We start from the raw sequence: 21,532 nt of genomic DNA, 5'->3' as shown, positions 1-21,532 counted from the left end.
GTGGGTCAAAAATCAGGGGATAGTTATACGGGCTGACACGGCAAAATGCCAGCCGGGGAGGGCGCTCTCGGACTATTTTACGTAGACGATCTCATTGACGTACCAGCTGGCTTCACCGGCTGGGGTCTGAACGACGGCTAAATCGCCCACTTCCTTTTTCAGCAGCGCGCGGGCCATCGGGGAGTCGATAGAAATGTAATCTTTACGGCCAAAAATTTCATCGTAGCCGACGATGCGAAAACGCAGGGTGTCCCCATCGTCGTTTTCAATCTCCACCCACGCGCCGAAGAACACTTTGCCCTCCTGCTGCGGGGAGTAATCGACAATTTTAAGATTTTCGAGACACTTCGTGAGATAGCGTACCCGGCGGTCAATTTCACGCAGCCGCTTCTTGTTGTACTGATAATCAGCATTTTCGCTGCGATCGCCCAGGCTGGCCGCCCAGGTCACCTTTTTGGTTACTTCAGGACGCTCTTCGCGCCACAGGTAATCCATCTCTTTTTTGAGCTTTTCGTACCCTTCGCGGGTGATCAGGGGCGTTTTCATGGTGCTGCCTTTGCTGCCGGTTCTCTGTTTTGCGCACAATACGTACCACACAGTGTAACAGACAGGATTAATAATGATTTATGTGATGAAATGAACAGATAAGCTGCTGTTAAATATGCTTTGTAACAATTTCGACTAGAATTTATACCAGAATTAACTGGTCGAATACGTGCACTTTTTTAGAATACGCTGTTACAAAGACTATCCGAACCTTTGGGAGTACACACAATGCAAGAAAACTACAAAATTCTGGTCGTGGATGACGACATGCGCCTGCGCGCGCTGCTTGAGCGTTATCTGACCGAGCAGGGCTTCCAGGTTCGTAGCGTCGCGAACGCTGAGCAGATGGACCGTCTGCTGACCCGCGAATCTTTCCATCTGATGGTTCTCGACCTGATGCTGCCGGGTGAAGACGGGCTTTCTATCTGCCGCCGTCTGCGCAGCCAGAGCAACCCGATGCCGATCATCATGGTGACGGCGAAGGGCGAAGAAGTTGACCGTATCGTGGGCCTCGAAATCGGCGCCGACGACTACATTCCAAAACCGTTTAACCCGCGCGAGCTGCTGGCGCGTATTCGTGCCGTGCTGCGCCGTCAGGCGAATGAACTGCCGGGCGCGCCGTCCCAGGAAGAAGCCGTCATTGCCTTCGGCAAGTTCAAGCTGAACCTCGGCACGCGCGAGATGTTCCGTGAAGATGAGCCAATGCCGCTCACCAGCGGCGAGTTTGCCGTACTGAAAGCGCTGGTCAGCCACCCGCGCGAGCCGCTTTCCCGCGACAAGCTGATGAACCTGGCGCGCGGTCGCGAATACTCCGCAATGGAACGCTCCATCGACGTGCAGATCTCCCGCCTGCGCCGCATGGTGGAAGAAGATCCGGCGCATCCTCGTTATATTCAGACCGTATGGGGTCTGGGCTACGTGTTCGTTCCGGACGGCTCTAAAGCATGAGGCGAATGCGCTTCTCGCCGCGAAGCTCGTTTGCCCGCACCCTCTTACTGATCGTCACCCTGCTGTTCGTCAGCCTGGTGACGACCTACCTGGTGGTGTTGAACTTTGCGATTCTGCCGAGCCTCCAGCAGTTTAATAAGGTCCTGGCCTACGAAGTGCGTATGCTGATGACCGATAAGCTGCAGCTGGAGGACGGCACGCAGCTGGTTGTTCCCCCGGCATTTCGCCGTGAAATCTACCGTGAACTGGGCATTTCGCTTTACTCCAATGAAGCGGCGGAAGATGCTGGCCTGCGCTGGGCGCAGCACTATGAATTCCTCAGCCAGCAGATGGCGCAGCAGCTGGGTGGCCCGACGGAAGTGCGCGTTGAGGTCAACAAAAGCTCGCCCGTCGTCTGGCTGAAAACCTGGCTGTCACCCAACATCTGGGTACGCGTTCCGCTGACTGAAATCCATCAGGGCGATTTCTCGCCGCTGTTCCGCTACACCCTTGCCATTATGCTGCTGGCGATAGGCGGCGCGTGGCTGTTTATCCGTATCCAGAACCGACCGCTGGTCGACCTGGAGCACGCTGCGCTGCAGGTCGGTAAAGGCATTATTCCTCCTCCACTGCGTGAATATGGTGCCTCTGAAGTGCGTTCAGTAACGCGCGCGTTTAATCATATGGCGGCAGGCGTTAAGCAGCTGGCGGATGACCGTACGCTGCTGATGGCCGGGGTCAGTCATGACCTGCGCACCCCGCTAACGCGTATTCGTCTGGCGACGGAGATGATGGGTGAAGAGGACGGTTATCTCGCCGAGTCTATTAACAAGGACATCGAAGAGTGCAACGCCATCATCGAGCAGTTCATCGACTACCTGCGCACCGGTCAGGAGATGCCGATGGAAATGGCCGATCTGAATGCGGTGCTGGGCGAAGTGGTGGCCGCAGAAAGTGGTTATGAGCGTGAAATTGATACTGACCTTCAGGACGGTGAAATTCAGGTTCGTATGCACCCGCTTTCCATTAAGCGTGCGGTGGCCAATATGGTGGTTAACGCGGCGCGCTACGGTAACGGCTGGATTAAGGTTAGCAGCGGGTCTGAACTCAACCGCGCCTGGTTCCAGGTGGAGGACGACGGCCCGGGCATTAAGCCCGAGCAGCGTAAGCATCTGTTCCAGCCATTTGTGCGCGGCGATAGCGCGCGCAGCACCAGCGGTACGGGCTTAGGCCTGGCGATTGTGCAGCGTATTGTGGATAACCATAACGGGTTGCTGGAGATTGGTACCAGCGAGCGGGGTGGGTTGAGTATTCGCGCCTGGTTGCCGGTTCCGGTGACGCGGGGGCAGGTGAAAGAGGGATAGTGCGGTCTGATGCCCTCACCCCGGCCCTCTCCCACTGTACAGTCCGGGGACATGGTAGACAGGTGTTCGGGGACATGGTGAACACTTTTTAACATCCTTTACCCATGGTGATCGACTTTTTCTTCAGGTCGATCATCCCCACTTTTGTGCTGTACCACCACACTTCATAGCAGCCGTCATCCTGCGTCTCCCTCAGCCCGACCCGTTCTCCCCTGAACGCCTTGCCTGCGCTCAGACTGACACCCTGTATGCTCAGCTTTCCGCTGACATCCACTTTCCTGACCTTCACCCCTTCATCGTATTCAGGTGGCGTTACGCTGCCGCTGTACTGCCGGGCAGACGGCTGATAACGCGAGGCCGGTACCGCCATACCCAGCGCCTCGTGCGGGCGTTCAAGGTTGTACACCGTGCGCCAGTGATCGAAAGCGCGTTGCAGCTCTCCGCTGTCCGCGAACCATTTTCCCTGCAGCACTTCCGCCTTCAGGCTGCGGTGAAAACGCTCCAGCTTGCCCTGCGTCTGCGGATGATAAGGCCGGGAGTGCCCCACCCGGATACCGTGGCGCATCAGCCACAGCTCCAGCGCCGTCCAGGTGCCGGTGGTGTCGCCCCACGGTGAGCCGTTGTCCATCGTCATCCTGTCTGGCAGGCCGTAGCGTTCAAACGCGCTGACAAGCTGCTGCTGCACGGTCTCGCGCCGTTCATCGGTACAGTGCGCCAGGCACAGGGAAAAACGGGAGTGGTCGTCCAGCAGGGTGAGCGGATGGCAGCGGCCACCGCCAAAGGGAAAGTGGCCCTTAAAATCCATCTGCCAGAGCCGGTTCGGCGCGTCATGTTCGAAGCGTCCCGTAGCCGGAACGCCCGGTGATGCGCCCGGCAGCAGACCGTGACGGGCCATCAGATTATGGACGGTGCTGAAGGCGGGCATACGGTGCCCCTGGTCTTCAAGCCAGCGCTTAATCTTGCGGGCGCCCCAGCGTTGATGACGGTCATGCGCCATGCGCAGCAGGGCCGTGATGTCGTCAGATGAGCGGTTCGGGGAATGATGAGGTGCGCGGGAGCGGTCCTGAAGACCGGAGGCACCTTCCTCAGCCCAGCGCTGAAGCCACTTGTAGCCGGTGGCAGGAGAAATGCCGAACTGACGGCAGAGGAAACGGATGTTCGCCCCGTCCTGCGAGGCGAACAGCACAAACTCGGTACGTAATGACATGGTATCTCTCGCATCCCAGGGCATAAGCGACTCCATAAACGGGTTCTTATGCCTCAGTTGTAAGTGTCTACCATGTCCCCGAACAAGTGTTCACTATGTCCCCGGACCGTACACCCACGGGGAGAGGGAGAAAACATTAAAAAAGGCAACTTTCGTTGCCTTTTTGCTTTTACCTACAGCTTCGGACCCGCACTCACCAGCGCAGCACCCGCCGGGGTATCGGTGTACTTCTCGAAGTTCTCGATAAACAGCTTCGCCAGCGATTCCGCCTTCTCGCGCCACTGTTCCGGCGATCCGTAGGTATTGCGCGGGTCGAGGATACGCGTGTCCACACCCGGCAGTTCCGTCGGAATGGCCAGATCGAACATCGGCAGCGTGAAGGTTTCGGCATTATCCAGAGAACCATCCAGAATGGCGTCGATAATGGCGCGGGTATCTTTGATGGAGATACGTTTGCCGGTACCGTTCCAGCCGGTATTCACCAGGTAGGCCTGCGCGCCGGATGCCTGCATGCGTTTCACCAGCACCTCAGCGTACTGCGTCGGGTGAAGCGACAGGAAGGCTGCACCGAAGCAGGCGGAGAAGGTTGGGGTTGGCTCCGTGACGCCACGCTCGGTACCCGCCAGCTTGGCGGTAAAGCCAGAGAGGAAGTGGTACTGCGTCTGGCTGGCGGTCAGGCGGGAAACCGGTGGCAGCACGCCGAACGCATCCGCCGTCAGGAAAATCACCTTCGTGGCATGGCCCGCTTTTGACACCGGCTTCACGATGTTGTCGATGTGGTAGATCGGGTAAGAGACGCGGGTGTTTTCGGTTTTTGACGCATCGTCGAAGTCGATAGAGCCGTCGGCACGTACGGTGACGTTTTCCAGCAGCGCGTCGCGGCGGATCGCGTGGAAGATATCCGGCTCGGCCTCTTCAGACAGGCGAATGGTCTTCGCGTAGCAGCCGCCTTCGAAGTTAAACACCCCGTCATCGTCCCAGCCGTGTTCGTCATCGCCAATCAGACGGCGTTTTGGATCGGTGGAGAGCGTGGTTTTCCCGGTGCCGGAAAGACCGAAGAACACCGCTACGTCGCCTTTCTCGCCGACGTTCGCCGAGCAGTGCATAGAGGCAATACCGCGCAGCGGCAGCAGGTAGTTCATGACCGAGAACATCCCTTTCTTCATCTCGCCGCCATACCAGGTACCGCCGATCAGCTGAATACGTTCGGTCAGGTTGAAGGCAATGAAGTTTTCGGAGTTCAGACCCTGCTCTTTCCACTGTGGGTTAGTGCATTTCGCACCGTTCATCACGATGAAGTCAGGTGTGAAGTCCTGCAGCTCTTCGTCGGTCGGACGAATAAACATATTCTTAACGAAATGCGCCTGCCAGGCCACTTCGGTAATGAAACGCACGGAAAGGCGGGTGTCGGCGTTAGCGCCGCAGAAAGCGTCGACAATGAACAGACGCTTACCGGAAAGTTGATGGGTGACGAGCCCTTTCAGATGCTGCCAGGTTTCCGGGGAGAGCGGTTTGTTGTCGTTCTTCCCTTTGCCCTTGTCAGCCCACCACAGCGTATCGCGGGTAGTTTCGTCTCGGACGATATACTTATCTTTCGGCGAACGACCGGTAAAGATACCGGTATCGACGGCGATAGCACCAAGGTTCGTCAACACACCGCGCTCGTATCCTTCCAGTGCTGGATTGAGCTCTTCCTGATACAGCGTATCGTAATCGGGGTTGTAGACCACTTCCTGGACGTCGTGAATACCATAAGCCTTGAGATCTTGCGGGGTTAAACCAGTAACACGCATATCACTGCTCCTTAGCCAATATGTACTGCCTGAAATTGTAGGGTTTTTCTGGGGATGTTAACCGCGACGGGGCTCATAGATTTGTGCATCTGGATAAAACCCTTACTAACGGAAAACGCTGCGACTCCAGTCACAGTGCAGGCGGATTATCGCAGGAATCGCTTTTTGGTTGGGGAAAATGTTCCGAAAAGGTTAAGGGGTGGTGATTTTATCGGAGAGAATGTGAATGTAATCGCATACATGTAAGAAAATTACGTAAGAGTTACACAGGGAAAACGATTCAGCTTTCGGGAGATTTTTGCCCCTCACCCTAACCCTCTCCGCAAAGGGGAAAGGGCAGGGTTAGGGGTAGCGTATTAATGAACCTGCGGATCCGCCGGAGAGGCATTATTGCGGATTTCAGCGATATCCATTGAATTGAACACGTAGTGCGTACCGCAGTAGTCACAGTGCATATCAATTTCGCCGTCTTCAGCCATGATGCTGTCGATCTCTTCATCCGGCAGAGTTTTCAGTGCGCCAGCGCAGCGCTCGCGCGAGCAGGTGCACTTAAACTCCACGGACTGCGGATCGTACACGGTCACTTCTTCTTCGTGGTACAGACGCCACAGCACGTCGGTCGCCGACAGGTTGAACAGCTCTTCCGCCTTGATGGTTTCGGTCAGCGTCGCCAGATGCTCAAAGTCATTGGTCTGCGCGTCCTGCGCTGGCAGAACCTGCAGCAGCATGCCGCCCGCAGCAGGCTGGCCGTCCACTTCACCGGTACGGATGAACAGACGCGTCGGCAGCTGTTCGGAGCGCATGAAGTAATCTTCCAGGCAGGCTGCCAGGGTATCGCCTTCCAGACCGACCACGCCCTGATAGCGTTCACCTTCCTCCGGGGAGATGGTGATCACCAGGTAGCCATTGCCCACCAGCGTTTTGAGATCAGCATTTTCAGGAACGTCGCCCTGAACGCGCGCTACGCCGCGCATCTGCTGCTGGTTATTGCCGTTGATCACCGCCAGCGTCATCGGGCCGTCACCCTGCAGCTGCACGGTGATATCACCGGCAAACTTCAGCGTTGCGGTCAGCAGGCTGGTGGCAACCAGCAGTTCGCCCAACAGGGTCTTCACCGGCAGCGGGTAGTTGTGGTTTTCCAGAATCTGTTTCCAGGTTTCGGATACGGTGACCAACTCGCCGCGCACGGCGAATTGTTCAAACAGATAGCGGTGTAATTGGTCGTGTTGGGCCATTTTCATCTCTCGTGCGGGTGAGGGTTACTCGCTCTCACCGTGTTTAAATTTCATCAGATCGCGGCGCTCTTTTTTATCCGGTCGCCGGTCCGGGTGGGGCATGGTCAGCGCATTCATTTTGCGCGCCAGCGCGGTCTTCTCGCGCTTTTCAACGCTTTCAGCCGTCTCTTCGTAAAGCAGTACGGCTTCCGATGCGGGCCGCCGCTGTTCGGTAATGGCTTTAATCACTACCGTACGTTCGTCGTTGCCCTGGCGCAGCGTTAAGGTGGCGTTCAGCTCAACCAGCTTGCTCGGCTTGCTGCGCTGGCCGTTGTAATGCACTTTACCGCCGTCAACCATTTCACGGGCAAGGGCGCGCGTTTTATAAAAACGGGCTGCCCACAGCCATTTATCCAGTCTTACCCCATCTGAGGGCTTTTCTTTCATGGCGTCTCCTTCACGGTCAGTGAGGGGATCATCTGGCGGTAGTCGTTCAGTCCCGGATGGCGCAGATAGCTTTTTTCAGCCAGGCCAGAGTCAGGATTAGTGACACCCAGACAGTAGCGAATGCCAAACGTTGCCGCAGAATCCAGAATAGGCTCGCTGTCGTCAATGAACAGCGTGCGCTCCGGCTGCAGGCCGGTCTCTTCCTTCACCGCATGCCACAACCGCTGATCCTCTTTCGGATAACCAAATGTGTGGGTGGAAAGTAATAAATCAAGGTGCGACGCCAGCCCCGTATGCTCCAGCTTCACGGCCAGGTTATGTGGATGCGCGTTAGTCAGCAAAATACGGCGCTTGCCGCTTGCTTTCAGCGCGTCCAGGAAGGGAACCGTATCTTCGCGCAGCACGGCGCGTGGTCCCTGGGCAGTGGTCATGGCACAAATATCCAAACCGAGGCGCTCGCTCCAGTAGTCCAGACAGTACCAGTTTAGCGTATGTTGCACCGCGCTATATTGCGAACGAATGAACGCCTGCGCTTCTGCCGGGGAGATACCCTGCTGCTCACCATAGGTTTCCGGCACCAGCTTTTGCCAGAAATAGTTATCAAAGGCGAGATCGAGCAGCGTGCCGTCCATATCCAGCAGAACGGTGTCGACCTGCTGCCAGTCGATATCAAGATGCATAGGGGGGAACTCCAGCCAGAAGAAACGTGCGCGACAGGGTAGCACATCTTGTCGCGCAACGACGTTATCAGATCAGGCTCTCAGAGGAGGGGATCAGCTTAGGATTGAGGCAATTCTCATAATATTGCTGGATCTCAGCCAGACGCGTGCGGGAGCGCTGGTAGCGGCGCAGGGCCATAAAACCGTTCCAGAAAATGGCGATCAGCATGGCCATCATCAGCAGAGAGGTGCCAATGTAACGCCACAATCCTGCGCTGTCCGGCATCCGGTGCAGGCCGATATGGCGCGTGCCGTTGGCGTCGGTGTAGATGCTTGTGACAATCCCTTCGGCACTGAACGGCGTTTGCATCAGCATCTGCGCCAGACGCTGGAACTGGCTCCACTGCTCCTGGGCCGGGTAGTCATAAAGCGCTACCTGCGGGTAAGGCTGATCGACCAGGTCGCTGCCTTCATCGCTGGCAATCACAAAGCCGCCCGGTGCCGGACTGTTGAGCGCCTGAGCCGCCCGGGTGGTTTCGCGCATCATAAACGGCGATGTCGAGGTGGCGACCAGGTTATCAAGCGATTCCGCGCTGACCGGACGCAGCAGCACGTTGACGCCATCCAGTCGTCCCGCCTCGGCGCGTTTCACCAGCGAGTCCCAGTCTTTACTGTTCCCGAGGTTAACCAGCGCGTTCTTGAGGCGTATGCACTCATCCTGCGAGGAGCATAAGTCCTGGGTTTTCAGGACAATGTCGCCAAAATCATCCAGCAGAATCATGCCTGATTTCTGGATGGCGGAACGCAGCGCGGGGCTGACGCGTGAATCATCGTCCGGTTTCGGGTGCAGCTGGCGGTTGACCGTCTGGGTCAGCGCCGTGGCTTTATTCACCACTTCGGATTCCGGTAGCGGCAGCGGCGGCGCGTCGTTCCAGATAATTTGCGAACAGTCGAACGGCGTGAACGGTGAATTCTGGCGCGTGTTCCACGCCCCCGGGGTATGGATATTACACATTCCGGTGCCTTTCAGGCGCAGCGTATCGCCCACCCGTACACCCGCTTCATCGAGCTGGTTGACGCTGGTCGCCTCGATGGTCTGCGCGCCTTTGATCCACGACAGGGTAAATTTGATGGGCATATCCAGCGGCACGAAAAGCAGCAGCATGATAAACACCAGCCCGGCGCCGGCGGCGATGACCGTGCTGCGGAGCCAGTGCTGAAGCGGGAAATTTTTCACTTCATCATGCAGAGACAGGAAGCGCCCCTGTCGCACAACGTGGCGGTCAAGATAGATATCAATATCGGTTTTCTGCCCTAAATCCTGCGCAATCCACGGTTGCCAGTGGCGCGGGTAGATCAGGTCAATGATCCCGAGTGAGATATTGTTGAGATGCTCCTGATCGTTCTCACCGAACAGGCCCCAGCGCTTTGGCGTGCCGCGCAGGCAGTGGATCTCCCGCAGCGAGGTTTTGGCCGGCGGGGCAAAGAGCCCCCACAGCCCGGCCGCAAGAAGCAACACCGCGCCACCCGCCAGCCATGGGACAAAGACGTCCGGCGTCAGCAGGCAGACAAAAAAGAGCAGGAAAGCGGCAACGATCAGGATGGCTTCACGAATACCGTCCGGACGGCTCAGGGCGTACTCTTCATGCGTCTCCTGACGAATATTCAGCAGCTCAATCTGCTCGGTCTCTTCACCACGAATAGAGGCCTGCGTTGAACTCGCGCGTTCCAGCGCAAAGCGCGGGGCTTCATGAAGATAGTCATTCAGGGTATGGCCGTTGAGCGAGATTACCAGCGGCAGCGAATCGGTGTGAATCAGCTCAACGCTGTTTTCGTCGTTAATGTACTGCTCCCAGGACGGAGGCAGATGCACCTCAACCGAATCCAGGTAGTAGCGCCACTTGTTGGGGTCGTCAGTCGTAATGCCGTAGCGCGTGATGGAGCGCGTCACGCAGAGCACGGTGTCACTTTGCGCGTTAAGCTTAAGCGCGACAGGTGCAGTCGTGGCTCCCGTCGGCCCAGGCGTTAACTGAGAACGGTTCAGCGTTTCGAGATAGTTTTCAACTGCATCGCGCTCGTCTTGCGTGAGTTTACGCGTTGTCGCACCCGCGAAGGCATTTAAAAAGGGCAGCCGGTAACGGCGCTGTATGCGTCGCCTGTACAGCCACCCTGCAATCAATGCGCTGACCAGCATAGCAGCGAGAACAATCAAAATGGTGCTCATGCTTTCCCCATCTTACTTATCTTACAGGTGTAGTCAGTAGCACCTTTACATTGAATGAGAGTCTGTGGCTGGCTATCGGCAAGTATGGAGTCGAACTTGAGCATTCTAAAGCGCATCCCAGTGACCGGTGATGATAGCAAAGCCTGTCATGGCGCGATATCAGCAAATTCCTGGAAACATTTCAACCTCTTGACATTTGTTTTGAATTGAGGATTGATCCCTGCTGCGTTGCATAAATGTAAATAAAGAACAATTGACATTGCCGAAACCGTGCGGCATATCGCACAATAACGCCAGTTCACACTGCTAAGACCCCATCAAGATGAGCAAACCACTACAAAAACCCACCATTCTGCACGTTGAAACTGTCGCCAAATCGCGCCTGTTTAACGTCGAGAGTGTGGATCTGGAGTTCAGCAACGGTGTGCGTCGTGTTTATGAGCGTATGCGCCCCTCTTCGCGCGAAGCGGTGATGATTGTCCCTATCGTCGACGATCATCTGATTTTGATCCGCGAATACGCCGTGGGGACGGAATCTTACGAGCTTGGGTTCTCGAAAGGGCTCATCGATCCGGGTGAAACGGTCTTTGAAGCAGCAAACCGCGAGCTGAAAGAAGAGGTGGGTTTTGGCGCGAACGAACTGTCGTTCCTGAAAAAGCTGAGCATGGCGCCGTCCTATTTTTCCAGCAAAATGAACATTGTGGTGGCTGAAGATCTCTATCCTGAATCGCTGGAGGGAGATGAACCAGAGCCGCTGCCGCAGGTTCGCTGGCCGCTGGCGCATCTGATGGATCTGCTTGAAGACCCTGACTTTAACGAGGCTCGCAACGTGAGCGCGCTGTTCCTGGTTCGCGAGTGGCTGAAGGGGCAAGGGCGGCTGTAGGCCATAAAAAAGCCGAGTGGCGGCTTCGCCTTACCCGGCCTGCAATTCTTTGCCCGGTTTTTACCGGGCATTTTTATGCTTAAAACAGCTCGTGCGTCTCGCCGTTATCAATAATCTCTGTACCCACCTCATGCACCGCCTGTGTGGTTGGCTGCGTACCTTCGATGAAATACTCGGCACGGCTATTACCGCCGTTAGCGAGCTGGCCGGTGCTGCGGTCAATATTGACCGTCACCACGCCCGGTGGCGGCGTCAGCGGCTGCTCCGGCACGCCTTCAAGAACGGATTTCATGTAGGCATCCCAGGCCGGCTGCGCGCTTTTGGCACCGCCTTCGTAGCCGGAAATCTGATCTTTAATCGCGCCGGATGCCGTGGTACGGCCTAAATCACGGCGATGATCGTCGAAACCGATCCAGACTGACGTCACCACGCCCGGCCCATAGCCGGAGAACCACGCATCCTTCGAGCTGTTAGTTGTCCCGGTTTTACCGCCGATATCATGGCGCTGCAGATCGCGCCCTGCTCGCCAGCCGGTACCCTGCCAGCCGGGTTCACCGAAGATGTTGGTGTTCAGCGCGCTCTTGATCAGGAACGCCAGCGGCGTGTTGATCACGTGCGGGGCATACTCCTGCGCGCCGGTTTGCGCCACCAGCGACTGATTAGCCTGCTCCAGTTGCGGCTGCGGCAAGACGATATTTGGCTGCTCCTGAGAAACGGCAGGGTCTTCCATGTCCTTGTTTTCGAGCACCTCGGATTTCGGCGTATTGCCGTAAATGACCGGAATATCACACTCAGGGCAGGCAATTTTCGGCTTCGCTTCAAACAGCACGCCGCCCTGGTCGTTCTCGATTTTGCTGATGAAGTACGGGTCAACCAGGAAGCCGCCGTTGGCCATCACCGAGTATCCGCGGGCGACCTGAAGCGGCGTAAAGGAGGCTGAGCCCAGCGCCAGCGACTCGGTGCGAACGATGTTCTGAGCCGGGAAGCCGAAGCGCTGCAGGTACTCTGCCGCATAGTCGACGCCCATCGCGCGCATGGCACGCACCATCACCACGTTTTTCGACTGCCCCAGACCCTGGCGAAGACGAATAGGACCGGCATACTCCGCAGGAGAGTTCTTCGGCTGCCAGTCGGAACCGGCACCGGCATCCCAGCGGGAGATCGGCACGTCGTTTAGGATGCTGGCAAGGGTCAGTCCCTTATCCATCGCTGCCGTGTAGAGGAACGGCTTGATGTTGGAACCCACCTGACGCAGCGCCTGCGTGGCGCGGTTAAATTTGCTCTGGTTGAAATCGAACCCGCCGACCAGCGCCATTACCGCCCCGTTCTGTGGGTTGATGGAGACCAGAGCCGAGTTCACATCCGGTACCTGCGCCAGCCACCAGGCATCGCCTGACTTGCGCACCCAAATCTGCTGCCCGGCCTGTACCACGTCGGTCACCTTGCGCGGCGTTGGCCCCTGCAGGGTGTCCGAACGGTATGGACGCGCCCAGCGAATACCGTCCATGCGCAGGGAGACGGACGTGCCGTCCGCCAGCGTCGCAACGGCTTCCTGAGGATCGGCCTGCGTCACTACGGCTGGAAGGAGCGGACCATAGGTTGGCAGCGCTTTCAGCGTGCTGGTGATTTTTTTGCTGTCCCATGCGCTTTCGCCCACTTTCCAGAGCACGTTCGACGGTCCGCGATAGCCGTGACGCATATCGTAGTCCATCACGTTATTGCGCACCGCGTCCTGAGCCGCCTGCTGCACTTTACGGGTAACGGTGGTGTACACGCGATAGCCATCTTCATAGGCCTTGTCGCCATAACGACTCACCATCTCCTGGCGCACCATTTCGGTCAAATATGGGGCAGAGAAGGCGATCTCAGGGGCGTGATAATTGGCGTCAATGACGTCGTTACGCGCCTGGTCGTACTCGCTCTGGCTGATATAGCCTTCGCTCAGCATACGTGACAGGACGACATTACGACGTGAGGTAGCGCGATCGAGCGAGTAAAGCGGGTTAAACGTGGACGGCGCTTTTGGCAGACCGGCAATGGTTGCCATTTCGCTTAGGGTGAGCTGTTCAACAGGCTTACCGAAGTACACCTGCGCGGCTGCCCCCACGCCATAGGCACGGTAGCCCAGGTAGATTTTATTGAGGTACAGCTCAAGGATCTCGTCCTTGTTCAGCAGTTGCTCAATACGGATCGCCAGGAACACCTCTTTGATCTTACGCGTCAGCGTCTTTTCAGGGCTGAGGAAGAAGTTACGCGCCAGCTGTTGCGTAATGGTGCTCGCCCCCTGGGAGGCGTGACCGGAGAACAACGCAATGCTTGCGGCACGGAAAATCCCGACCGGATCGACACCGTGGTGCTCGTAGAAACGGCTGTCCTCCGTGGCGATAAAAGCTTTCACCATCACGGGGGGAATTTGGTTTAAGGTCAGCGGGATACGACGCTTCTCGCCATACTGCGCCATCAGCTCGCCATCGGCGCTATAGACCTGCATTGGGATCTGGAGACGCACATCGCGGAGCGTGGCGACATCAGGTAGCTGTGGCTCAATATATTTGTACAAACCGTAAATCGAGCCTGCTCCCAGCAGAATGCAACAGACTGCAAGGATGAATAAATACTTTACGAACTTCACCGGAGATTTCCCATTTGGTTTCACTTGGGCAGTTTCTAAACAATCGCGCGGTAGTATAAAGGCAAGCCTGATTCATTGATATAGCCGTCAAGGCGACGGGCGATAAGGAGATCGTGAAGCATGGCTTTCAAAACATGGCAAACGGGCGTTCATATTCAACAGGATAAGGTGCTGATTACGGCACTGGTCCGGGAGAGAGGCGGCTGGTGCTTACGCCGCTGGTGGGCCATTTCTCTGGCCGAAGGCATCATTCGTGACGGCAAAATTTGTCAGCCAGAAGCGCTGGCCGATGCCTTACGCGACTGGCGAAAAGCGCTCCCGCACTACCACCGGGTATTTCTCTCCTTTCCTGCTGCACGGACTCTGCAAAAAACGTTGCCCCGACCGGCTCTTGCATTGCGCGACAGCGAGCAGCTCTCGTGGATGGGGGCGGCGCTTTCGCGCGAACTGGAGATGTCGACAGAGTCCCTCTGTTTCGACTACACCCAGGACACCTTCAGCAATACGTTTCACGTGACTGCTGCACAAAACAAAGAGGTTGAAACGCTTCTTGATCTGGCGAAAACGCTACGTTTGCGGCTGGCGACCATCACCCCGGATGCCAGCGCGCTGGCGAACCTGCTGCCTGCGTTAGCGCCGACGCAGTGCGTCGCCTGGCGGGATGCGCATCACTGGCTGTGGGCTATGCGCCATCAGTGGGGGCGTCGTTATACCACTGAAGCAGAAAACGTCACTGAGCTGGCGGCGCTGCTGGCCCTTAACCAGAATGACATCGCGTTCTTTGATGCCGAACGAACCCCATGGGAAACGCTGCAGCGCTGGCATGCGCCTCTTCCCGAATGCGGGGCTGACTATACCGTCGCGCTGGCGCTGGCCATGAGCGAGGTGCCTGAATGAACGTGACCAACTTCCTGCCCTGGCGTCAGCAGCGGCGCGCGCGATGCCTGCGTTTCTGGGGCGGCGTATTTGTCGGCGCATTGCTGCTCATGCTGGTGACCGTTTTTAGCGTAAGGATGAATCATCTGGTAACGCTGCGCGCGCTGCAGGCTCAGCTGGCGGGCACGCAGTCCGTGCAGCGTGGTCTTGTGTCTCGCCAGCGACCCACCGCAGAGGTGCAGAACCCTGCGGGCACGCCGCAGCACCGCGCATGGCAACCGGTGCTGGAGTCACTTTCTGAGGCCATACCTGCGCAGGTATGGCTGACAGAGCTGCGTTATCAGCCTCCTGCTCTGATGTTGATCGGATATGCCACTACCCTGCAGGCGCTTTCTGCCTTGCGTAATGGGCTGGAGCACATAGACGGCTTTACGCCCGGTTCTGAGGGGGAACTCCGGCAGGATAGCCAGGGGCGCTGGATGTTCACTCTGCACCTGAAAAGCGAGGGGTAATGCGTGGAGACCTTGCCAGAACGCTGGTGTGAAAGTCGTCCCTGGTGTCGGCTGGTCTGCGGGGGGCTGTGTATTCTCCTGATGGGCCTGACAGCATGGGGTGTATTGCTCCGGCCAGCAGAGAGGCAGTGTGCGGATCAGCGGCAGCAGTTGAGCCAGGCGGCCAGGACTAACGCGTCGCTGTGGCCCACCGCCAGTCAGGTGCCGTTTAGCCCGCAAACCCGGACGGCACTGGAGATAAAGCCCTTTTCACCGCTCGATTTTCAGGGAGAGGGCACAAAGCTTCTTCACTGGAAGCCGTTGCAAAACGGCGGTGAACTGGCGCTGGAGGCGGAGTGGCAGGCGATCCCGCCTCTTTTTTCCCGGCTGGCGCAGCGGGATGTGCGGGTCGCTGCTTTTACGCTTGAGCCACAAAGTACGGCGTTACGCCTGAGGCTGGAGCTGGAATATGCGAAATAGCGCGAGATACCTGCTGGTTTGCTCGGCGCTGCTGTTGACCGGCATGCGCGATCCGTTTCGCCCGCCGGACGACCCCTGCGCCACAGCCGAACTGGCACAGTGGCACTACCGCGGAATGGTGGGAGGGCAGCAGCGCGTTGGTATTTTGCTGGATGGGCAACGGCGCTGGCATCGTCTGAAAGAGCACGATCGTTTCCCAGCGGGCTGGCAGATAACGGCCATCAATGAAACGGAACTGGTTGTTGATGTGGGTGACACATGCGATCCCGAAGAATGGGCGTGGCAACGAGAAGGAAAGGATAAAAATGAAGTTAAGGATAGTGCTGTTGCTGCTGGCGTTCAGCCGCCCGCTGTGGGCAGTCGCGCCAAAGCCGGTCACGCTGGTGGTGGATGACGTGCCGGTGGTTCAGGTGCTACAGGCGCTGGTTGCGCAGGAGAACCGTAATCTGGTGGTATCGCCGGATGTCGGCGGCACGCTCTCGCTTAACCTGACGCGCGTTCCCTGGCGGCAGGCGTTACAGACGGTAGTCACCAGCGCCGGACTCGTTTTACGAGAGGAGAGCGGTATTTATTATGTCCATACCGCAGCCTGGCAGCGTGAACAGCGGGAACGTTTAGAGCAGGAGCGAGCGCGTCGACAGCTTGATGCTCCGCTGGTCTCGCACAGCATCCCATTTTCTTATGCGGATGCCGGAGAACTGCAAAAAGCGGCTGAAAAGCTCCTGAGCCCAAAGGGGAGTTTATCTGTCGACAAACGCACCAACCGTCTACTGGTCAGGGATAGCCAGGTGGTACTGGAGGCGCTGCAGCAGTGGGCGGCTCAGATGGATATTCCCGTCGAGCAGGTCGAACTGGCAGCGCACATTGTCACCATTAATGAAAAAAGCCTGCGGGAGTTGGGGGTGAAGTGGAATCTTGCCGAGGCCACTGAGGCGGGCAAGGTTGGACAGCTCACGACGCTTGGCAGCGATCTTTCCGTGGCCAGTGCTACCACGCATGCGGGGTTTAATATCGGGCGAATTAACGGCAGGCTGCTGGATCTGGAGCTCTCTGCGCTGGAGCAAAAACAGCAGGTCGATATCATTGCCAGCCCGCGGCTGCTGGCCTCGCACATGCAACCGGCCAGCATTAAGCAGGGGAGTGAGATCCCGTATCAGGTTTCAAGCGGTGAAAGCGGGGCGACCTCGGTGGAGTTCAAAGAGGCGGTACTCGGAATGGAGGTCACGCCGGTAGTATTGCCCGGTGGGCGCGTGCGCCTGAAGCTACACATCAGTGAAAACATGCCGGGACAGGTGCTGCAGCAGGCCGATGGCGAAACGCTTGCCATCGATAAACAGGAGATAGAAACCCAGGTGGAGGTAAAAAGTGGAGAAACGCTGGCGCTGGGGGGAATTTTCTCGCAAAAGAACAAAACCGGCAGTGACAGCGTGCCCGGGCTTGGGAGCATCCCCTGGTTGGGACACCTTTTTCGCCATGATGGAAAAGATAATGAGCGGCGTGAGTTAGTGGTGTTTATTACGCCACGTCTGGTCGGTATTCACTAACGGGTAACGATCCCCGCAATGATTTTGCATTCAGTTTGTTGCAGATGTTTGACGTGGGGCATGAATTAGCATACAAGGAGTACCGATTTGAGTTGGACTTACGTCTTATTACCTTATGCGTCCGGCGCGGTGATTTAATCAGTTGCCAAACAAGCCGGAGTATTGAGATAATTTTTAGTCTGACTCTCGCTCTATTGCATATGAGGTTTCAGTTCATGTCCTGCTACGCCGGGTGTCTGCGAAGCGGGGATTACCATTAACGAATAGTCTTAGTAGTACCGATAAAATGGCAGAGAAACGCAATATCTTTCTGGTTGGGCCTATGGGTGCCGGCAAAAGCACTATTGGGCGTCAGTTAGCTCAACAACTCAATATGGAATTTTACGATTCTGATCAAGAGATTGAGAAACGAACCGGAGCTGATGTGGGCTGGGTTTTCGATGTAGAAGGCGAAGAAGGTTTCCGTGACCGAGAAGAAAAAGTGATCAACGAACTCACGGAAAAACAGGGCATCGTACTGGCAACAGGCGGCGGCTCTGTGAAATCTCGCGAAACCCGCAACCGTCTCTCCGCCCGTGGCGTAGTGGTCTATCTTGAGACGACCATTGAGAAACAGCTGGCACGTACGCAGCGCGATAAAAAGCGCCCGCTGCTGCAGGTTGAAACGCCACCACGCGAAGTTCTGGAAGCGTTGGCCGACGAACGCAATCCGCTGTATGAAGAGATTGCCGATGTGACCATTCGTACTGACGATCAGAGCGCTAAAGTGGTTGCAAACCAGATTATTCATATGCTGGAAAGCAACTGATTCTGGCTTTATATACACTCGCCTGCGGGTAAAAGCATTAAAGGTGGATGTCGCGTCATGGAGAGGATTACAGTTACTCTCGGGGAACGTAGTTACCCTATCACCATCGCGGCTGGTTTGTTTAACGACCCAGCTTCCTTTTTACCACTAAAAGCGGGTGATCAGGCGATGCTGGTCACCAATGAGACGCTGGCTCCGCTTTATCTCGACCGAGTGCGCCACCTGCTTGAGCAGGCAGGCGTAAAAGTCGACAGTGTGATTCTGCCCGATGGCGAGCAGTATAAAAGCCTGACGGTACTCGATACCGTCTTTACCGCATTGCTGCAAAAACCGCACGGTCGCGATACAACACTGCTTGCCCTGGGCGGCGGTGTTGTGGGCGATCTGACCGGCTTTGCGGCCGCAAGCTATCAGCGTGGCGTCCGTTTTATTCAAATCCCGACCACGTTGCTGTCTCAGGTCGACTCCTCTGTCGGTGGCAAAACGGCAGTCAACCATCCCCTCGGCAAAAACATGATTGGCGCGTTCTACCAGCCTGCGTCGGTGGTGGTGGATCTCGACTGCCTGAAAACCCTGCCGAAACGCGAGCTGGCCTCTGGCCTGGCTGAAGTGATCAAATACGGCATTATTCTGGATGGCGAGTTCTTTAACTGGCTTGAAGAGAATATGGATGCGCTGCTGCGCCTGGATGAGGCGAAACTGGCATACTGCATTCGTCGTTGTTGTGAGCTAAAAGCAGAAGTTGTCGCGGCAGACGAGCGTGAAACCGGCTTACGTGCTTTACTGAATCTTGGGCATACGTTTGGCCACGCCATTGAAGCCGAAATGGGTTATGGCAACTGGCTGCACGGTGAAGCCGTCGCGGCTGGCATGGTCATGGCAGCCCGCACCTCTGAACGTCTTGGGCAGTTTAAACCGGAAGAGACGGCACGTATCATTGCGCTACTTGAACGTGCAGGTTTGCCGGTAACCGGGCCGCAGGAGATGTCGGCGCAGGCGTATTTACCCCACATGATGCGCGATAAAAAAGTATTGGCAGGTGAGATGCGTCTTGTACTCCCGCTTGCAATAGGGAAGAGTGAAGTGCGCGGCGGAGTGTCGCACGATGTCGTTCTTGGCGCCATTGCTGATTGCCAGCAGGCGTAACAACTAGAAAGGTCAGGCCACTGTTATCGGTGGTCGTTTAGCTTCAGGCGAAATGCAAAGACGTAGGCATAAGCCTTTGAGTGGGGTGTTAAATGGATGAATTCAAACCAGAAGACGAGCTGAAACCCGATCCCAGCGATCGTCGTACTGGTCGTTCTCGTCAATCTTCAGAACGTGATAACGAGCCGCAGATCAACTTTGACGATGTTGATCTGGATGCAGACGATCGTCGCCCTTCGCGCAGCCGCAACGCGCGTGATGAGCGAGAAGAAGAGGATTATGAGTCCGAAGAAGATTCAATGGACGAACAGCCTGTAGAGCGTCGCCCGCGTAAACGTAAAAAAGCCGCTGCGCAGAAACCGGCCTCCCGTCAGTACATCATGATGGGACTTGGCGTTCTGGTGCTTGTGCTGCTGATTGTTGGCATTGGCTCTGCGCTGAAAGCACCGTCCACCAACTCAACCGAACAAACCGCCTCCGCAGAGAAGAGCATCAACCTCTCCGGTAATGATGCGACGGATCAGGCGAATGGTGCACAGCCAGCGCCGGGCACCACTTCCGCTGAGCAGACTGCCAGCAACACAACGACGCCGCAGGATGTTTCTCTGCCGCCCGTTTCATCAACGCCTGCTCAGGGCCAGGCACCTGTCACGCCCGAAGGCCAGCAGCGTGTTGAAGTTCAGGGAGACCTGAACAATGCGCTGATGCAGCCGCAAAACCAGCAGCAGGTTGATAACGTTGTGGTTAACTCTACGCTGCCAACTGAACCTGCAACCGTCGCGCCGATCCACGGTGCTACCGCGCAGCCGCAGACGGCAGCAACGGAAACTAAACCGCGCCAGACGCAAACTGCGACGCGTCCTGAACGTAAGCAGGCGGTCATTGAGCCGAAGCGTGAAACCAAGCCTCAGGCCGTGGTAAAAGCGCCTGAAGTGAAAGCCGCACCGGCACAGCCGAAACGCACTGAAACGGCTGCCGTGAGCGAGCCGGCCAAAGCGCCAGTCACGCAGACTGCGCCGAAAGCGACGGCAACCACAACGGCACCTGCTGCCACCGCTGCGCCTGCCGCAACGGCGACGGCTTCCAGTGCTGCAGCAGGTAAAACAGCTGGCAACGTCGGTTCGCTGAAATCTGCACCGTCCAGCAACTACACGCTGCAGTTGAGCAGTTCGTCTAACTATGACAACCTCAACGGCTGGGCGAAGAAATCGAATCTGAAAAACTACGTGGTTTATCAGACGACCCGTAACGGACAGCCGTGGTACGTGCTGGTGAGCGGTGTGTATGCTTCTAAAGATGAAGCGAAGCGCGCCGTGGCGACACTGCCAGCAGACGTTCAGGCGAAAAACCCGTGGGCGAAGCCGATTCATCAGGTGCAGGCCGATCTGAAGTAATGTTTAAAGCGCAGGATGCTGTCGGAGCTTTCTCCACAGCCGGAGAAGGTGTAATCAGTTAGTCAGCATGAAAAAAAATCGCGCTTTTCTGAAATGGGCAGGGGGGAAATACCCCCTGCTCGATGATATTAAAAAGCACCTGCCAAAAGGCGAGTGTCTTATCGAGCCCTTCGTGGGTGCGGGATCGGTGTTCCTGAACACCGATTTTTCTCGTTATATCCTGGCGGATATCAACAGCGACCTTATCAGCCTTTATAACATCGTTAAGCTGCGTACCGATGAGTATGTGGAAGAGGCGCGCAAGCTGTTTACGCCAGAGAACAACAGCCCTGACGTTTACTATCAGTTCCGCACGGAATTTAATCAGAGCCAGGATCCGTTCCGCCGCGCGCTGCTGTTCCTTTACCTCAACCGTCATGGTTACAACGGCCTGTGCCGATATAATCTGCGCGGCGAATTTAACGTGCCGTTTGGTCGTTATAAGCGCCCGTACTTCCCGCAGGACGAGCTGTATCATTTTGCGAAGAAAGCGCAGAATGCAGAGTTCCACTGCCTCTCCTATGAAGAGTGCATGGAACTGGCAGGCGTAAACTCGGTGGTTTACTGCGATCCGCCTTATGCGCCGCTGTCTGCGACGGCGAACTTCACCGCCTACCACACCAATAGCTTCAGCCCGGCCGAACAGGCCCGCCTGGCGGAGATGGCGGAAAAACTGGTCAGCAAAAGAATTCCGGTGTTAATTTCAAATCACGATACCCCTGATACGCGCGAATGGTACAAAGCCGCGAAGCATTTTCAGGTTAAGGTGCGGCGTAGCATTAGCAGCAACGGCGGCACACGTAAAAAGGTGGACGAACTCCTGGCTCTTTATCGCCCCTGAGCCGTTTTGCCCGCCGG

The 21,532-nt window shown here is 56.7% G+C and carries 20 protein-coding genes; 12 read left to right on the top strand and 8 right to left on the bottom strand.

Translation table 11 applies throughout. The features are described 5' to 3' along the window. Positions 1–72: 72 nt before the first annotated feature. A complete protein-coding gene (gene greB, locus OKF39_RS21805) occupies positions 73–546 on the bottom strand; it encodes a transcription elongation factor GreB (protein ID WP_014885539.1) in 474 nt (157 codons plus the stop codon). Between the two features lie 228 nt (positions 547–774). Here greB and ompR point away from each other — a divergent pair, with 228 nt between their 5' ends. Together ompR and envZ are read left to right on the top strand one after the other, a co-directional pair. After that, the gene (gene ompR, locus OKF39_RS21800; protein ID WP_001157751.1) at positions 775–1,494 is read left to right on the top strand and encodes an osmolarity response regulator transcription factor OmpR; all 720 of its coding nucleotides are present in this window, start codon (positions 775–777) and stop codon (positions 1,492–1,494) included. Continuing rightward, the gene (gene envZ, locus OKF39_RS21795) at positions 1,491–2,837 is read left to right on the top strand and encodes a two-component system sensor histidine kinase EnvZ (RefSeq protein WP_028014672.1); all 1,347 of its coding nucleotides are present in this window, start codon (positions 1,491–1,493) and stop codon (positions 2,835–2,837) included. The genes ompR and envZ overlap by 4 nt, the downstream gene beginning before the upstream one ends. An 88-nt stretch (positions 2,838–2,925) precedes the next feature. Here the strand turns inward: envZ and OKF39_RS21790 are convergent, their stop codons facing one another. The 6 genes from OKF39_RS21790 to OKF39_RS21765 form a co-directional block, all read right to left on the bottom strand. Further along, positions 2,926–4,068 (bottom strand): IS481 family transposase, encoded by a 1,143-nt coding sequence (locus tag OKF39_RS21790; RefSeq protein ID WP_479983343.1) that lies wholly within the window; start codon positions 4,066–4,068, stop codon positions 2,926–2,928. Between the two features lie 149 nt (positions 4,069–4,217). Further along, positions 4,218–5,837, bottom strand: a complete 1,620-nt coding sequence (gene pckA / locus OKF39_RS21785; RefSeq protein ID WP_028014671.1) for a phosphoenolpyruvate carboxykinase (ATP) — start codon at positions 5,835–5,837, stop codon at positions 4,218–4,220. 356 nt (positions 5,838–6,193) lie between these two features. Continuing rightward, positions 6,194–7,078: an Hsp33 family molecular chaperone HslO gene (gene hslO / locus OKF39_RS21780; RefSeq protein ID WP_161495995.1), complete on the bottom strand. Its 885-nt coding sequence runs from the start codon at positions 7,076–7,078 to the stop codon at positions 6,194–6,196. A gap of 18 nt (positions 7,079–7,096) precedes the next feature. Further along, on the bottom strand, positions 7,097–7,498 hold the full coding sequence (gene hslR, locus OKF39_RS21775; protein WP_028014669.1) for a ribosome-associated heat shock protein Hsp15: 402 nt from the start codon (positions 7,496–7,498) through the stop codon (positions 7,097–7,099). Then, complete coding sequence (gene yrfG / locus OKF39_RS21770) at positions 7,495–8,178, bottom strand: GMP/IMP nucleotidase (RefSeq protein WP_028014668.1); 684 nt, start codon at positions 8,176–8,178, stop codon at positions 7,495–7,497. Before yrfG ends, hslR begins: the two co-directional genes overlap by 4 nt. Before the next feature lie 67 nt (positions 8,179–8,245). Next, positions 8,246–10,381, bottom strand: a complete 2,136-nt coding sequence (locus tag OKF39_RS21765; RefSeq protein ID WP_207119893.1) for an intracellular growth attenuator family protein — start codon at positions 10,379–10,381, stop codon at positions 8,246–8,248. 322 nt (positions 10,382–10,703) lie between these two features. Here OKF39_RS21765 and nudE point away from each other — a divergent pair, with 322 nt between their 5' ends. Continuing rightward, on the top strand, positions 10,704–11,264 hold the full coding sequence (gene nudE / locus OKF39_RS21760; protein ID WP_028014666.1) for an ADP compounds hydrolase NudE: 561 nt from the start codon (positions 10,704–10,706) through the stop codon (positions 11,262–11,264). 79 nt (positions 11,265–11,343) lie between these two features. On the opposite strand, the gene mrcA is transcribed toward nudE, so the two are convergent. After that, entirely contained in the window at positions 11,344–13,896 is a 2,553-nt protein-coding gene (gene mrcA, locus OKF39_RS21755) for a peptidoglycan glycosyltransferase/peptidoglycan DD-transpeptidase MrcA (protein WP_028014665.1), read from the bottom strand. A gap of 120 nt (positions 13,897–14,016) precedes the next feature. Between mrcA and OKF39_RS21750 the strand changes: the two genes are divergently transcribed. The 9 genes from OKF39_RS21750 (at position 14,017) to dam (ending at position 21,515) form a co-directional block, all read left to right on the top strand. Beyond that, positions 14,017–14,793 carry a type IV pilus biogenesis protein PilM gene (locus OKF39_RS21750; RefSeq protein ID WP_088205102.1) on the top strand — a complete coding sequence of 259 codons (777 nt, stop codon included), beginning with the start codon at positions 14,017–14,019 and terminating at the stop codon, positions 14,791–14,793. Next, positions 14,790–15,284, top strand: a complete 495-nt coding sequence (locus OKF39_RS21745; RefSeq protein WP_479983342.1) for a PilN domain-containing protein — start codon at positions 14,790–14,792, stop codon at positions 15,282–15,284. Before OKF39_RS21750 ends, OKF39_RS21745 begins: the two co-directional genes overlap by 4 nt. Before the next feature lie 3 nt (positions 15,285–15,287). Beyond that, the gene (locus tag OKF39_RS21740) at positions 15,288–15,743 is read left to right on the top strand and encodes a HofO family protein (RefSeq protein ID WP_479983341.1); all 456 of its coding nucleotides are present in this window, start codon (positions 15,288–15,290) and stop codon (positions 15,741–15,743) included. Next, on the top strand, positions 15,733–16,137 hold the full coding sequence (locus OKF39_RS21735) for a HofP DNA utilization family protein (protein WP_199887122.1): 405 nt from the start codon (positions 15,733–15,735) through the stop codon (positions 16,135–16,137). Before OKF39_RS21740 ends, OKF39_RS21735 begins: the two co-directional genes overlap by 11 nt. Next, positions 16,049–17,287 carry a DNA uptake porin HofQ gene (gene hofQ, locus OKF39_RS21730; protein WP_048998972.1) on the top strand — a complete coding sequence of 413 codons (1,239 nt, stop codon included), beginning with the start codon at positions 16,049–16,051 and terminating at the stop codon, positions 17,285–17,287. Before OKF39_RS21735 ends, hofQ begins: the two co-directional genes overlap by 89 nt. A gap of 286 nt (positions 17,288–17,573) precedes the next feature. After that, positions 17,574–18,095, top strand: coding sequence for a shikimate kinase AroK (gene aroK / locus OKF39_RS21725; protein WP_003861630.1), 522 nt, complete (start codon positions 17,574–17,576; stop codon positions 18,093–18,095). Positions 18,096–18,152: 57 nt separating this feature from the next. Continuing rightward, entirely contained in the window at positions 18,153–19,241 is a 1,089-nt protein-coding gene (aroB, locus tag OKF39_RS21720; protein WP_041911921.1) for a 3-dehydroquinate synthase, read from the top strand. A gap of 92 nt (positions 19,242–19,333) precedes the next feature. Further along, complete coding sequence (damX, locus tag OKF39_RS21715) at positions 19,334–20,635, top strand: cell division protein DamX (RefSeq protein WP_041911922.1); 1,302 nt, start codon at positions 19,334–19,336, stop codon at positions 20,633–20,635. Positions 20,636–20,702: 67 nt separating this feature from the next. Then, complete coding sequence (gene dam / locus OKF39_RS21710; protein ID WP_028014659.1) at positions 20,703–21,515, top strand: adenine-specific DNA-methyltransferase; 813 nt, start codon at positions 20,703–20,705, stop codon at positions 21,513–21,515. The last annotated feature ends 17 nt before the right edge of the window (positions 21,516–21,532 follow it).

The sequence above is a fragment of the Enterobacter cloacae complex sp. HYC042_NIDB genome, from assembly GCF_056673315.1.
This window is presented reverse-complemented; position numbering and strand designations above follow the sequence as displayed.